A 13,624-nucleotide genomic window follows, 5' to 3' on the forward strand; every position below is an offset into this window, starting at 1 on the left:
TCACGGCTCTCATCTCACGAAGCTTTGTTCGCCTGAGAAATAGGGCAAAGGCGGTCTAGCAAGTCCGCCTCGGCACGCAAAAGATGAAACAGTTTCAACGCGAATCCATAAGCCGGGGAAAAACCGATGCCCTCGACCTTAACCGTGAAACCGCCGCAGAAATTACAGACGGCATGAATCGAGTCGTCCTGATGATCGTTGAGCTGGCTGTTACATGGTGGGTGGATGGCTTTGAGGGAAAGCGATTGCCAATCTCGATGCTGTTTAAACACGCACAGGAAAATCAAACTAAATCATGAATACTGCGCTAGGCTGCAAAATAGGTTGCCAGTGCTTGAAGTATTCCGACAAAAATCACGACCAAAGTCAATTTGCCGACAAGCTTCTGCTGGCCGATACTCTCTTTGAATCTGCGTTCCTCAAGCTCATATTGGGCGAGCGTTGCAACACCTTGTCCGGTTAGGGAATATTTCCCGTTGGTGAAGGCTAAATCACCCGTTTCAGAGAAAGATTTGAGGATTAAGCGATAGTGATTTGTGACTGACTGCCGCTGAGGATGTCCGAACCCCCTGTAGCTGTAGAGGTCTTGAAGCAGAGAAATTGTATCGACCGCGTAATTGCGGTTGTCGGTCGTCTTCTGAACGAAAACCCTGAGAAGTTCAATCCGATCATAGCGAACCAGGGTCTTTCGGTTGAATAGATATTGACGAGCCTTGTCCTTCGTTACCGCCCAGAATGGATACCTGACGGATTGCTGCAGAATGAATAGAAGGGCCGAGTGCGTGGAAATTTCATATCCATGGTAATAATGCCGGACTTTAAACCGTAGGCGGCTCACTTGCGGCTTGAGAATGCTGCAGTGATGTCCACCGCCGAACGCCTCGTTGAAAAATATGCCTTTGTAAGCGTGACCCAAGTCAGCCTCAACCAAAGCATGCCTTCTATCTGTTTCGTCATAGAAAAGCTCGACTGCAAAATAGTTGTTAGCACGGGAAGCTGGAGGCGATGTCGGAATCATGCGCGGCAAAGGATGCCGTAGAGCAATCTTGATTGCCATTCTATAGATGAAATTCCTCAGCATGCCTTACCCCGTCCAACTGTTCACTTCATATCAGAGGTTGTTGCCGAGATTCGAGGGTACGCCGTCAAAATCATCAGTCGTAGCAAGTCAGATTGAATTCTAAATCTTCCTTCGTGATGCCCCTCCCTTTGAGGACGCAGCTCCGACCATTGCTCCCAATGATATTCGCGGAACGTCCTTCCTGTACGATTACATCCTTGCCATCCACCTGAACTGTTGCGGAGGCGGGCCTGCTATGAACCTTCGCGTATGTCGTGTACCAGAATCCGATCCCTCTTATGTTAATTCGGCCCTCACGCGAAAGAGGAATCCATTCTTCTGGCTTTAATTCAGGGGTCTGAGCCACAGGAGTGGAAAGTGGCGCCGTGACGGCAGAGGCTTGCGGTGTTGTTACGGACCCCGACTTCTCATGAGCGGTAGCTGCTGGCGGATTTGCCGGAGGTTGTGGGGCGTCAGAAGGCAGTGCTCGGTAAGCAATATACAGGGTCAAGACGGCACCGATGAACCCTACTATCGTTTTCACTGTTTTATGGTGAATGAAGGCTTCAAAAACCCTCAAAATCGCGCTTAAAAATGCTCTCATGAATGCCACCGTGGTCCCAATGCTGCGCGGTACTTAACAGCTTCCGGTTGCCAACCGGTAAAAGCTGCGGCTTGATTCGAGTGTGAGTAAGACTAGCAGTCAGGCAGCAGCTACTAGGCTGAGGAAAAGCAACCGTTCGGAACATACGAGAATGGCGAATTTATCGACCTCACGCTTCATGATCGCAATTTGGTCAACGCGATTACGCTAGACATACAGAGAGAGGATAGATCTAAACGGAACAAGGTCCGCTATATAGGGCGCATCGTGGAGTGGATACCACGGTACGCAAAGAAACTGGCGGTCAATTGATCTTTCAGGCACGTACCTGCAACGCAAACAGGCGCAACGAAATGCATTCTAGTGCCCCGTTGCGCATCTGCGTGCCATTCAGTCAACTCTAATATCGCAGCGGAAACAATCCGCTAAGATACTAGAGACGGTAAGCGATCGAGTCGTTCCAGAAGCGATCGAGGCGCTGCAGCAGCTTGTTCATTTCGGAGAACTCGCCGGTGCCGATGCCGCCGACCTTTTCGATCGAACCGACGTGGCGTTCATAAAGGCGGGCAACCGTTTCGGCGATTTCCTGGCCCTTTTCGGTCAGGCTGATGCGGACCGAACGGCGGTCGACACGCGAGCGCTGGTGGTTGATGAGGCCGAGATCGACCAGCTTCTTGACGTTGTAGGAGACGTTCGAGCCGAGGTAATAACCGCGGGAACGAAGCTCGCCGGCCGTCAGTTCGGAATTGCCGATGTTGAACAGCAGCAGGGCCTGAACGGCGTTGACGTCATCGCGACCCTGACGGTCGAACTCATCCTTGATGACATCGAGGAGGCGGCGGTGGAGACGTTCCACCAGGTGCAGCGACTCCATGTAGAGCGAGCGGATGGTATCTTCATGTGCATCGGCAACAACGGCCTGGGGCTTAACTTTGCTATTGATCATGACTGCCTCACTGTTTTGTTTGGCGGTGTGTTTGTTTGTCTCCCGCCTTGAGTGAGAACCTAATCAATGCGCATAAAATTCTACTTAAAAGCTACGATTAACAAATGGTTACCTGCATTTTCCCCGGAGGGCCCAACTTGTGGCGAAGCGGGAACGGTCCAAAGTCATCTATTATAAATCAATGACTTAGCCATGAAATACGGCCCAAAATCAGGCCGAATTGCTTTATTCTTATGGTAAATCAATTCTTGCGCGTTCTTCATTCTGGCGCTGATCCAGCCAGAAAGCGACCAGGAATAGTATATAAATGGTTGCCACAAGGCCGTGCATGACGGGTACGAGCGTGTTGGCGCCGAAGATATGCGGCCACACCTTATACATGGCGATCTGCGCGCCCGCGCCCATGACCCACATGACCGCGCCCCAAGAGGCCCCGAGCCACAGACCGAGTGCCGCGACAGGAAAAATAACCGCCAGCGCGCTGCCGGCCACGCGCCAGGGCAGGTTCAGCATATCGAACCGCCCATGGCCCCCAAGCGAATAGCCCGTCAGCATCGCCCAATATTGCAGGCCGAACCAGAAACAGGAAACCGCGACCAGCCTCATGAAGACCAGAAAGAGGATTTCCGTAAGCGGGCGTTTCGGCAGAGGTTGAGAATCAGGTTCCATGGCCGGAAGATACGGTCTCGACGAACGGGCGACCAGCCCATATTGAATCCCGCCGCCTGCCTTGTCAAAGCATCATCGTCATCGCAGGACGCCGATGAGGGAAGATTGTCGCATTCGCATGGGCCAAGCTTCATGCTATGCAGCTTTCAAATTTGATCGAAGGACATTCTTACATGCAGGACAAAACGCATCTGGTCGACGAGATCACCGGCCATCGTCGCATGCGGCGCAATCGCAAAGCGGATTGGACGCGCCGTCTGGTGCAGGAAAGCCGCCTCACCGTCGACGATCTCATCTGGCCGGTCTTCATCGTGCCGGGCAGCAATATTCTCGATCCCATTCCGGCGATGCCGGGCGTCAACCGCATGAGCGTCGACAACCTGGTCGAAGCCGCGAAAGAAGCAGCCGATCTCGGCATTCCGGCAATCGCGACCTTCCCGAACATCGAAATGGAGCTGCGCGACGAGACCGGTTCCAACGCGCTCGAGGCGAATAACCTCATCAATCAGGCAACCATCGCCGTCAAGAAAGCCGTTCCCAATATCGGCATGATCACCGATGTCGCGCTCGATCCCTTCACCAGCCACGGTCATGACGGCATTCTGCGCGGCGACGAGATCGTCAATGACGAGACCGTGGAACAGATTATCAAGGCGGCGATCCTTCAGGCGGAAGCCGGATCGGACATTATTTCTCCATCGGAGATGATGGATGGCCGGATCGGCGCCATCCGTCGCGGCCTCGATGCCGCCGGACACCAGAATGTCGGCATCATGTCCTATGCGACGAAATTCGCTTCCGGTTATTACGGTCCCTATCGCGAGGCCATCTCCACGGCCGGCCTGTTGAAGGGCGACAAGAACAGCTATTACATCAGCCCTGCCAACGGCATGGAGGCGATCCGCGATGCGGCGCTCGATGTGGAAGAAGGCGCGGATATGCTGATGGTCAAGCCCGGCCTGCCCTATCTCGACATCTGCTGGCGGCTGAAGGAAAATTTCGGCCTGCCGACCTTCGCCTATCAGGTGTCCGGCGAATATACCCAGATCAAGGCAGCCGCCATGAATGGCTGGATCGACGGCGAGCGGGTGATGATGGAAACGCTTCTCTGTTTCAAGCGCGCGGGTTGCGATGGCGTTCTGACCTATTTCGCCATCGAGGCCGCACGCAAACTGGCAAAGGGCTGAGACCCGCACTTATTGTATTCGGTCGTTTTCTTCCCATATTGTCTGCTGACACGGCACTCATGCCGCGCTGTCATGTCCTCTCAGGAGAAAACGACCGATGAGCCTCGACCAGAACCCCACTTATGCCGCACCGGATGACTGGCGCGCCTATAGCGGCGTCCTGAGCCGGCGGATTTTCGCATTCCTGATCGATTATGCGATCGTTCTCCTGCTGTGCATTCCGGCGGCGGTCATCGTCTTCTTTCTTGGCGTGATTACCCTTGGCCTTGGCTGGTTCCTCTATCCGGCGCTGTTCGTCATCGTTGCGGTACTTTATTTCGGCATGACGCTCGGCGGCCCCTCGCAGGCCACCCCCGGCATGCGGGCGATGGGGATCGCCATGGCGCGGATGGACGGACGGCGAATCGATTTCCTGCTGTCGACCGTTCACATCGTGCTTTTCTGGGTCATCAACTCGGTTTTGACGCCGCTGATCCTGCTTGCAGGCCTGTTTACCGAGCGCTCGCGCCTCGTTCACGACTTCCTGCTCGGCACCGTCATCGTCAGAACGCGCTGATATTGCGGAAAGCTACGCAAACGTAGCTTTCAACCCCCGCAAATGCCGCATCTCGCAGTTGACGTTTTCCGGCATTTTGCCATTCTGTGACATTATGCATGTCGCTTGAAGCGCCGCCGCCAACCCCGTGAAATCGCGGCGCGCTTTCATAACAGACGCAGGAGGCGATCACGGTTCGATGAACACGCAGGCGACGCCCTCTCCCCAATTCTATCTTACGGCGCCGGCCACCTGCCCCTATCTGCCGAACCAGATGGAGCGGAAGGTCTTCACCCATCTGGTCGGCCCGCGCGCTTCGGAAATGAACGATCTGCTGACTCAGGGCGGTTTCAGGCGCTCGCAGAACATCGCCTATCGCCCGGCCTGCGAAAACTGCCGCGCCTGCGTCTCCGTGCGCATCCTGACCGAGCAGTTCCAGCCGACGAAATCGATGCGGCGCGTTCTTGCCGCCAACAGGGATGTCGTCGCCACCGTTCACGCCGCCGAGCCCTCCACCGAACAATTCGCCCTGTTTCGTCGCTATCTCGACCACCGCCACCAGTCGGGCGGCATGTCCGACATGTCGGCGCTGGACTATGCGATCATGGTGGAAGACACGCATGTGAACACCCGCATCATCGAATACCGCGTACGCGAACCCGGCTCCGGCATCGATTCCAGCAAGCGCGGCGAACTGCTGGCCGTGGCGCTCAGCGATGTGATGAGCGACGGCCTGTCGATGGTCTATTCCTTCTTCAATCCCGATCTTGAAAAGCGCTCGCTCGGCACCTTCATGATCATCGATCACATCACCCGCACCCGCGCCCTTGGCCTGCCGCATGTCTATCTCGGCTACTGGGTCGATGGTTCGGAGAAGATGGGCTACAAGACCCGCTACCATCCGCAGGAGCATCTGACGCCGCGCGGGTGGGAAGTTTATACGCCGGAAGAAAAATGAGCTGTCGTCAACGCCTCAGCGAATGCCGAGCTCTTGTAAGTAAGGCAGGAAAGACATCCCGGCTTTGCCGCCGGGAACGTCATTCACATATTACCCACCAAACTTCCCGCTACGCGGAAAGCCCTTCGGCACGGTGCGGCCCGCTGTTGCGCGGTCGGCCAGCCATTCGCGCAGTTCTTCGCCCACCTTGTTGAAGAGACGCCCGGCCGTGTCGGACCATGACAAGCCTTCGGCAAGCGCGAAACATTTAACGTCGACAACGCCGCCATCCTTGTAGCGCTGCAGGCGCACGCCCTTGCCGCGCGACATTTCCGGCACCTGCGCCAGCGGGAAGGCCAGGAGCTTGCGGTTTTCGCCGACGACGGCGACATGGTCGCCCGTGACCGGCACGGCAAGCTTGGCTTCATCCGGCATCGAGACGTTCATGATCTGCTTGCCCTTGCGGGTATTCGCGACCATTTCGCTCTCGGGTACGATGAAACCGTTGCCGGCCGTGGAGACGAGCAGCAGCTTGCGCGACGGATCATGCACGAAGGCGGTCAGGATGTCCTGATCGTTCTCCATATCGACCATGATGCGGATCGGCTCGCCATGGCCGCGACCGCCCGGCAGCTTGTCAGCGCCGAGCGTATAGGCCTTGCCGCCTGTCGTCAGCAACAGCAGCTTGTCGGTCGTCTGCGCCGGGAAGGCCAGCTTCGGGCCATCGCCTTCCTTGAAAGTGAGCGACGAGGTGTCGGACATATGCCCCTTCAGCGCCCGGATCCAGCCCTTCTGCGAGATGACGATGGTGACCGGTTCCTTTTCGATCATCGCCTGCTGGATGGCCTCGATATCGGCATCCGGCGCATCGGCGAACTGCGTGCGGCGGCGACCGATCTCGGTTGCCTTGGCATATTTCTTTTTGACCTCGCCGATTTCCCAGGCGACGGTCTGCCATTGCTTGTCATCGGAAGCGAGCAGCGCCTCGATCTCGGCCTTTTCGTTGCTGAGGTCGTCGAACTCCTTGCGGATTTCGAATTCCTCGAGCTTGCGCAGGTTGCGCAGCCGCATGTTGAGGATGGCTTCGGCCTGATTGTCGGTGAGCGACCACTTGGCCATCATCACCTGTTTCGGCTCATCCTCCTCGCGGATGATGCGGATGACCTCATCGAGATTGAGATAGGCGACGAGCAGGCCGCCCAGAATTTCCAGCCTGCGGTCGATGGCCGCCAGACGATGGCGGGAACGGCGGACCAGCACGTCCTTGCGGTGCGCCAGCCACTCGCTCAGCACCTCGTTCAGCGCCATCACCTTCGGCACCTTGCCGAGCGACAGCACGTTCATGTTGAGCGGCAGGCGGCTTTCGAGGTCGGACAGGCGGAACAGCGATTCCATCAGCAGCGTCGCATCGACGGTGCGGCTCTTCGGCACCAGCACGATGCGCACATCTTCGGCCGATTCGTCGCGAATATCCTCGAGAAGCGGCAGCTTGCGGGCAATCAGCAGCTCGGCGATCTTCTCGATCAGGCGCGATTTCTGCACCTGGAAGGGAATTTCGGTGATGACGATCTGGTAACCGCCACGGCCGAGATCTTCCGTCTCCCATTTGGCACGCACGCGGAAACCGCCACGACCGGTCTTATAGGCATCGAGAATATTCTCACGGCTTTCGACAATCACGCCGCCGGTCGGCAGGTCGGGGCCGGGAATGAATTCCACCAGCTTTTCCACCGTCGCATCGGGATGCTTGATGAGGTAAAGCGCCGCGTCGCAAAGTTCATGCGCGTTGTGCGGCGGGATCGAGGTCGCCATGCCCACCGCGATGCCGGAGGCGCCGTTGGCGAGCAGATTGGGGAAAGCGCCCGGCAGGACGACGGGTTCCTCGTCTTCCTCGTTATAGGTGGCACGGAAATCCACCGCATCCTCGCCGATGCCCTCGAGCAGCAGTGCCGCAACCTCGGTCATGCGCGCTTCGGTGTAACGATAGGCGGCGGCGCCGTCGCCATCGATATTGCCGAAATTGCCCTGCCCGTCGACGATCGGATAACGCTGCGAGAAATCCTGCGCGAGACGCACCAGCGCATCATAGACAGACTGGTCGCCATGCGGGTGGAATTTACCGATCACGTCACCGACGATACGGGCGCATTTCTTGAAGGCCGAGTTGGGGCGAATGCCCATTTCACTCATGGCGTGAATGATGCGGCGGTGAACCGGCTTCAGGCCGTCGCGCACATCCGGCAGCGCACGATGCATGATCGTGGACAAGGCGTAAGCGAGGTAGCGCTCTTCAAGCGCCGCCTTCAAATCGACCGGATGAATGTTATCGTCTCCGCCGGACGGAGGTACAAGATTTTTTCCCATGGTGCTTGACTAGCGGAAATGCCGATTCCCGGCAAGAAATTCGGGGGTCGCGCCTGTGGATGAACGCAACCCTTTCATGCGATTTTTTGTTAACCGCGTTGCAAATGCCGCAATGCCGCCGTCATGGGAATCGATCTAAATCCTATAGACCTTTGAATAATCGCGAATATAAGTATCAGCATTCGAATTCGAACACGGTACACAGCCGTACGTTGAGGGAAGAAACATCATGAGACTGAAATCCACCCGGCAGGTTCTTTTCGCGAGCGCCGCGCTTCTTACGCTTTCGGCGCCGGCTTTCGCGCTGGATGGCGGGGATGTGCTGAAGAAGATCAATGCGGCCTATGCCGCGCAGGGCGGCGAAATCGCCGCCGGTTCCGTCGCCGTCAACGGCTCGACGGTGACCCTGAACAGCGTGACCTTCAACGCGGTCGCCGATCCGGCCAAGAAGATCCCGGTCGGCAATGTGACGCTCGAAGGCGTCGAGGAAAACAACGGCGGCTACAAGATCAAGAACGCCCGCTTCGACAATATCGACTACAAGCAGGAAAATGTAGAGATCAAGGCAAGCGACATTTACATGTCCGGTCTCGTCATTCCCGCAGACTCCACCACCGGCACCGTCGATGCGCTGATGTTCTACGACGAAGCGCATAGCGGTCCGGTTTCCGTTTCCATCGACGGCAAGCCGGCTTTCTCGCTTGAGGAAACCAGCGCGACGATGTCGGTCAGCGATGACAAGAACTCTATCGGCTTCGAACTCGACGCATCCGGCTTCAAGGCCGATCTCAGCGAAGTGACCGATCCTGCGACCAAGGACGCGATCGAAAAGCTGAAGCTGCAGGCGCTCTCCGGCGACATGACCATGAGCGGCAGCTGGGAAGTGGCCTCCGGTACTATCGATGTTGAAGAATACGCCATCGACCTCGATGATGTCGGCCGCCTGAACATGTCGTTCGGTTTCTCCGGCTACACGCTCGCCTTCATCAAGTCGATGCAGGAGACGGTGAAGGCGCAGGCCGCCAATCCGAACAAGGAACAGGCGGACCAGGCGGCAAGCCTCGCCATGCTCGGCCTGATGCAGCAGCTCTCCTTCATCAACGCTGAAATCAGCTTCGAAGACGCCAGCATCACCAAGCGCGCCATCGACTATGCCGCAAGCCAGCAGGGCATGACGGGCGATCAGCTTGCCCAGACCATCAAGGGCATGGCCCCGATCATGATGGCCTCGCTCAATGTGCCAGAACTGCAGAACATGGTGTCGGCGGCCGTCAACGCCTATGTCGACAATCCGAAGAACTTCTCGATCACGGCGGAGCCGGAAAAGCCGGTTCCGTTCCCGATGATCATGGGCGCTGCCATGGGTGCGCCGAACACCCTGCCGAAAATGCTCGGCGTCACGGTGACGGCAAACGAATAAAACTAAAAAAGCCCCGGTCATGCCGGGGCTTTTCTTTTGCACTCAGTGCAGCGGCGCGACAGCACCATCCTGTTTATCGTGCAGGGCGAAGCGGTCGATCATGTGGGCGCTCGCCTCGTTGACGCCGATCACCTCGACCCGCCTGCCGGCCTTGCGGAATTTCAGCACCACCTTGTCCAGTGCACCGACCGCGGAAATGTCCCACAGATGCGCCTGCGTGACATCGATTGTCACCGCCTCAACCTCCTCGGCGAAATCGAAGGCGGCGATGAAGCTTTCCGTCGAGGCGAAGAAAATCTGGCCATCGACGCGATAGATCCGCTCCCGGCCATCGGCCGAAAGCTCCGGCCGGACATGGAAAAGCTTTGAGACCTTGCCCGCGAAAAACACGCCGGAGAGAAGGACGCCGGCCAACACGCCCTTTGCGAGATCATGGGTCGCAAGCACCGTGCCGACCGTCACCAGCATGACGATGCTGGAGGATGGCGGGTTGCGGCGCAGATCGAGGATGGAGCGCCACGAGAATGTGCCGATGGAGACCATGATCATCACCGCCACCAGCGCGGCCATGGGAATGATGCGCACGAGATCATCCAGCACCAGTATGAGGAACAGCAGAAACGCACCCGCCACGAAGGTGGACAAGCGGCCCCGACCACCCGAACTGACATTGATGACGGACTGGCCGATCATGGCGCAGCCGCCCATGCCGCCGATGAGGGCGGAGGCGATGTTGCTCGTCCCCTGCCCGATGCATTCCCGGCTCTTGTTGCTGCCCGTATCCGTCATATCGTCGACGATCTGCGCCGTCAGCAGCGATTCCAAAAGACCGACGGCGGCGAGCGCGACGGAATAGGGAAAGATGATCTGCAGCGTCTCGAAGGTCAGCGGCACCTGCGGCAGGGCGAATATCGGCAGCGTCGAGGGCAACTCACCGAGATCGCCGACCGTACGGATATCCATGCCGGAGAAGACGGCGACACAGGTGAGAACGATGATGGCGACCAGCGGCGATGGCACGATCTTCGTGACCAGCGGGAAGAGATAGATGATCGCAAGACCGGCCGCAATCATGACGTAGGTTTCGACCGGCACGCCGATCAGCTCGGGCAATTGCGCCATGAAGATCAGGATCGCCAGAGCATTGACGAAGCCGGTCATGACCGAACGCGAGACGAAGCGCATCACCCGGCCGAGTTTTACAAGGCCCGCCAGAATTTGCAGCACGCCCATGAGAATGGTGGCGGCAAAGAGATATTGCAGCCCGTGTTCCTTGACGAGCGTGACCATCAGGACGGCGGTGGCGGCGGTGGCCGCCGAGATCATGCCCGGTCTGCCGCCGGTAAAGGCGGAAACGCAGGCAATGGCGAAGGAGGCGAACAATCCCACCTTCGGATCGACGCCGGCGATGACGGAAAAGCCGATGGCTTCGGGAATGAGGGCGAGTGCCACGACGATGCCGGAAAGGAGATCGCCGCGAATATTGGAAAACCACTCACGTCTGTAAGTTTGAAATCTGTTCATTTGATTTTTTCGCAAAGAATGACGCACCGGCCGGAGCCATGTCCGGTAGATTGAAATGAAATGTCGGTGCTTTGCGTTGTCTGGCGGATCGGCGGCCAGAAGAGCCACCCGGAATTTCACCGGGTCCGTGGTGAGTAACTCACCTATAAACAGCAAAAAAGCGGGCCGCAAGTTGCACGCCCGCTTTCGATGTCTGCGATCGTATGCCTCAGGCCGCTTCGCGCCCGCCATACTCCCGCATTTCTGCATCGCCCAGACGGAACTGATGGACCAGTTGCTTGAGACGCGCCGTCTCGCCCGCCAGCATGGCGCTGGCGGCATTGTTTTCCTCGACCATGGCGGCGTTCTGCTGCGTGCCCTGATCGAGATGATTGACCGCGGTGTTGATCTCGGAGAGCCCCAGCGACTGCTCTTTCGTCGCGGCGGCGATGGCTTCGATATGGTCGTTGATCGTCTTTACAGAGCCGCCAATGCGCGACAGGGCCGCGCCGGTTTCCCGCACGAAGCGCGCGCCGTCCTTCACCTCTGTACCGGAGGCATGGATAAGCAGCTTGATTTCGGCAGCGGCCTTCGCAGAGCGCTGCGCGAGTTCCCTGACCTCCTGCGCGACGACGGCAAAACCGCGCCCCGCCTCGCCTGCGCGCGCCGCCTCCACGCCGGCATTGAGCGCAAGAAGGTTGGTCTGGAAGGCAATCTCGTCGATGACGCCGATGATATTGCCGATCCGGCCTGACGATTGCTCGATCTTCTCCATCGCCATGATCGTATCGACAACGAGGTCGGCCGTGCGGCTGGCGTCCTCGTCGGTCGAATGGGCGACCGCGCGGGCTTCCACCGCACGTTCCGCCGAAATGCGGATATTCGCCGTCAGTTCATCCAGCGCGGCGGCGGTTTCCTCCAGCGAGGCGGCCTGCTGCTCGGTGCGGCGCGCGAGATCGGCGGCACTCTGGCTGATTTCCTGACTGCCGCCATCGATGGCCACGCTCGACCGCACGACGCCGGACATGGCGGCATCGAGCTGGCGGATCGTCCGGTTGAGATCGTGACGCAGGGCTTCGAAATCCGGGGCGAAAGGCTCGTTCAGTTCGAAGGAGAGATCGCCGTCGGCAAGGTGGCGAAGTGCGGCCGCAAGGCCGGTCGTCGCCTGCATCAGCCTTGCCTGCGCTTCGGTTTCCGCCTCGCGCTGGAACCGCGCCTTTTCGGCTTCGGCCTGCTGTCGGGCCGCAAGCGCCTGCGTCTCCAGTTCGATTTTTGCGATTGCCGCCTGCCGGAAGATTTCCAGTGCATGGGCCATGGCGCCGAATTCGTCCCGGCGGTGCAGACCGGGAACGGCAAATTCCGTTTCGCCGTCGGCCAGACGGCGCATCGCTCCGGTAATCGCGGTCGCCGGGCGGGTTATCGAACGGCCGATGAGATAGACCCCGGCAAAAAGGCTCGCGACGGTGAGCGCGATAAGGGCGACGACAATCGAAACCGTTCTATCCGCTGCGGCGCTGTTCTCGAGAGCGCTTGCTTCCCGCTCCTGCCGGTAAATGGTGGAAATCTCCGCGACCACGGGCAGCAGCGCATTATAGGCGGAGGCGACGGTTTCGCGCGCCTTCTCCTCCTCCAGCACGGCCTGAGCATAAAAGCGGAAGGAGGCGGTATATATTTCCAGTGCATCCATGATGCGCTGACGCTCGGCACCCGGCCGATATTCCAGCTTCACCAGCGCCTTGAAGGTCTCTACCTCGGCTGCGTGTTTTGCGACATAGGCCTCATCCCGCCGCAGGATGAAATCCTTTTCGTGCCGGCGCATCATCAGCATGCTGGCGCGGATTTCGGCATTGGCGACGACGTCGATCAGTTTTTCGATGGAATGCACGCCGTTGCGCATGGCGCGCTCAAGGCCTTCGGCAGGCGTGAGGCCAAGCTCCGCGTTTTTGGCGACCAGCGCCTTCATGCGATCATCATAGGCAACGACACCCTGCGCCAGCACGTCGAGTTTCGCACGCGTCTGCGGTGCGGCACCGCCGTCAAGGGAAGCGACGGACCGCTCGACCTTCCCCATCGTCTGGTCGAACTGCGCGACGGAATTCATATCTTTCGACAGCAGGAAATCCTTCTGGTTCAGGCGGCTTTCATGCAGGGCATCCACCAGTGTGATCAACACGCCGTCCCTCTGGATCAATGCATCTTCAGCGACGCGATAACGCGCCTCCATCTGTCTTTGCCAGAGCAGCATGCCCGCGATGACGGCGATACCGCACAGCGCGGCCAGCGCCAGCATAGACACGCGATGCGCTATTTTGAACGTCGAGACCAGCGAAAACATTCAACCCTCGTTTGTGAAATTTCATGAGGGCGATGAATGATCGACAAGACTTAAGAAGTCCTCT

The 13,624-nt window shown here is 58.3% G+C and carries 11 protein-coding genes and 1 other annotated feature; of the genes, 5 read left to right on the top strand and 6 right to left on the bottom strand.

Annotation, left to right across the window (positions count from 1 at the left end; all coding sequences use genetic code 11):
• Nucleotides 1-83: 83 nt before the first annotated feature.
• Nucleotides 84-299, top strand: coding sequence for a hypothetical protein (locus L904_RS12940; RefSeq protein WP_020809947.1), 216 nt, complete (start codon nucleotides 84-86; stop codon nucleotides 297-299).
• A gap of 8 nt (nucleotides 300-307) precedes the next feature.
• Here the strand turns inward: L904_RS12940 and L904_RS12945 are convergent, their stop codons facing one another.
• The 3 genes from L904_RS12945 to L904_RS12955 form a co-directional block, all read right to left on the bottom strand.
• Entirely contained in the window at nucleotides 308-1,057 is a 750-nt protein-coding gene (locus tag L904_RS12945; RefSeq protein WP_155246251.1) for a hypothetical protein, read from the bottom strand.
• A 1,040-nt stretch (nucleotides 1,058-2,097) separates the two neighbouring features.
• Nucleotides 2,098-2,607, bottom strand: coding sequence for a transcriptional regulator LdtR (gene ldtR / locus L904_RS12950; protein ID WP_026363448.1), 510 nt, complete (start codon nucleotides 2,605-2,607; stop codon nucleotides 2,098-2,100).
• Between the two features lie 234 nt (nucleotides 2,608-2,841).
• On the bottom strand, nucleotides 2,842-3,279 hold the full coding sequence (locus L904_RS12955; protein ID WP_003496683.1) for a DUF6163 family protein: 438 nt from the start codon (nucleotides 3,277-3,279) through the stop codon (nucleotides 2,842-2,844).
• A gap of 173 nt (nucleotides 3,280-3,452) precedes the next feature.
• On the opposite strand from L904_RS12955, the gene hemB reads away from it, so the two are divergent.
• The 3 genes from hemB (at nucleotide 3,453) to L904_RS12970 (ending at nucleotide 5,959) form a co-directional block, all read left to right on the top strand.
• On the top strand, nucleotides 3,453-4,466 hold the full coding sequence (hemB, locus tag L904_RS12960; protein WP_035260412.1) for a porphobilinogen synthase: 1,014 nt from the start codon (nucleotides 3,453-3,455) through the stop codon (nucleotides 4,464-4,466).
• A 97-nt stretch (nucleotides 4,467-4,563) separates the two neighbouring features.
• Nucleotides 4,564-5,022, top strand: coding sequence for an RDD family protein (locus tag L904_RS12965; protein ID WP_035260406.1), 459 nt, complete (start codon nucleotides 4,564-4,566; stop codon nucleotides 5,020-5,022).
• Between the two features lie 178 nt (nucleotides 5,023-5,200).
• Nucleotides 5,201-5,959, top strand: coding sequence for an arginyltransferase (locus tag L904_RS12970; RefSeq protein ID WP_003520795.1), 759 nt, complete (start codon nucleotides 5,201-5,203; stop codon nucleotides 5,957-5,959).
• A gap of 90 nt (nucleotides 5,960-6,049) precedes the next feature.
• Here L904_RS12970 and parC read toward each other — a convergent pair whose 3' ends face one another.
• Nucleotides 6,050-8,302 (bottom strand): DNA topoisomerase IV subunit A, encoded by a 2,253-nt coding sequence (gene parC, locus L904_RS12975; protein ID WP_059752521.1) that lies wholly within the window; start codon nucleotides 8,300-8,302, stop codon nucleotides 6,050-6,052.
• A 229-nt stretch (nucleotides 8,303-8,531) separates the two neighbouring features.
• Here parC and L904_RS12980 point away from each other — a divergent pair, with 229 nt between their 5' ends.
• Entirely contained in the window at nucleotides 8,532-9,722 is a 1,191-nt protein-coding gene (locus tag L904_RS12980) for a hypothetical protein (RefSeq protein WP_003520791.1), read from the top strand.
• Between the two features lie 42 nt (nucleotides 9,723-9,764).
• On the opposite strand, the gene L904_RS12985 is transcribed toward L904_RS12980, so the two are convergent.
• Both L904_RS12985 and L904_RS12990 read right to left on the bottom strand, forming a co-directional pair.
• A complete protein-coding gene (locus L904_RS12985; protein WP_031233447.1) occupies nucleotides 9,765-11,246 on the bottom strand; it encodes a SulP family inorganic anion transporter in 1,482 nt (493 codons plus the stop codon).
• A gap of 74 nt (nucleotides 11,247-11,320) precedes the next feature.
• Nucleotides 11,321-11,376: a sequence feature (sul1 is cis-regulatory element that is thought to sense ions involved in sulfur or methionine metabolism; They are found in Alphaproteobacteria), on the bottom strand.
• Between the two features lie 78 nt (nucleotides 11,377-11,454).
• Nucleotides 11,455-13,560 carry a methyl-accepting chemotaxis protein gene (locus L904_RS12990; RefSeq protein ID WP_020808971.1) on the bottom strand — a complete coding sequence of 702 codons (2,106 nt, stop codon included), beginning with the start codon at nucleotides 13,558-13,560 and terminating at the stop codon, nucleotides 11,455-11,457.
• Nucleotides 13,561-13,624: the final 64 nt, after the last annotated feature.

It is taken from the genome of Agrobacterium sp. LY4 (assembly GCF_001526585.1).
Taxonomy (GTDB): Bacteria; Pseudomonadota; Alphaproteobacteria; order Rhizobiales; family Rhizobiaceae; genus Agrobacterium; species Agrobacterium leguminum.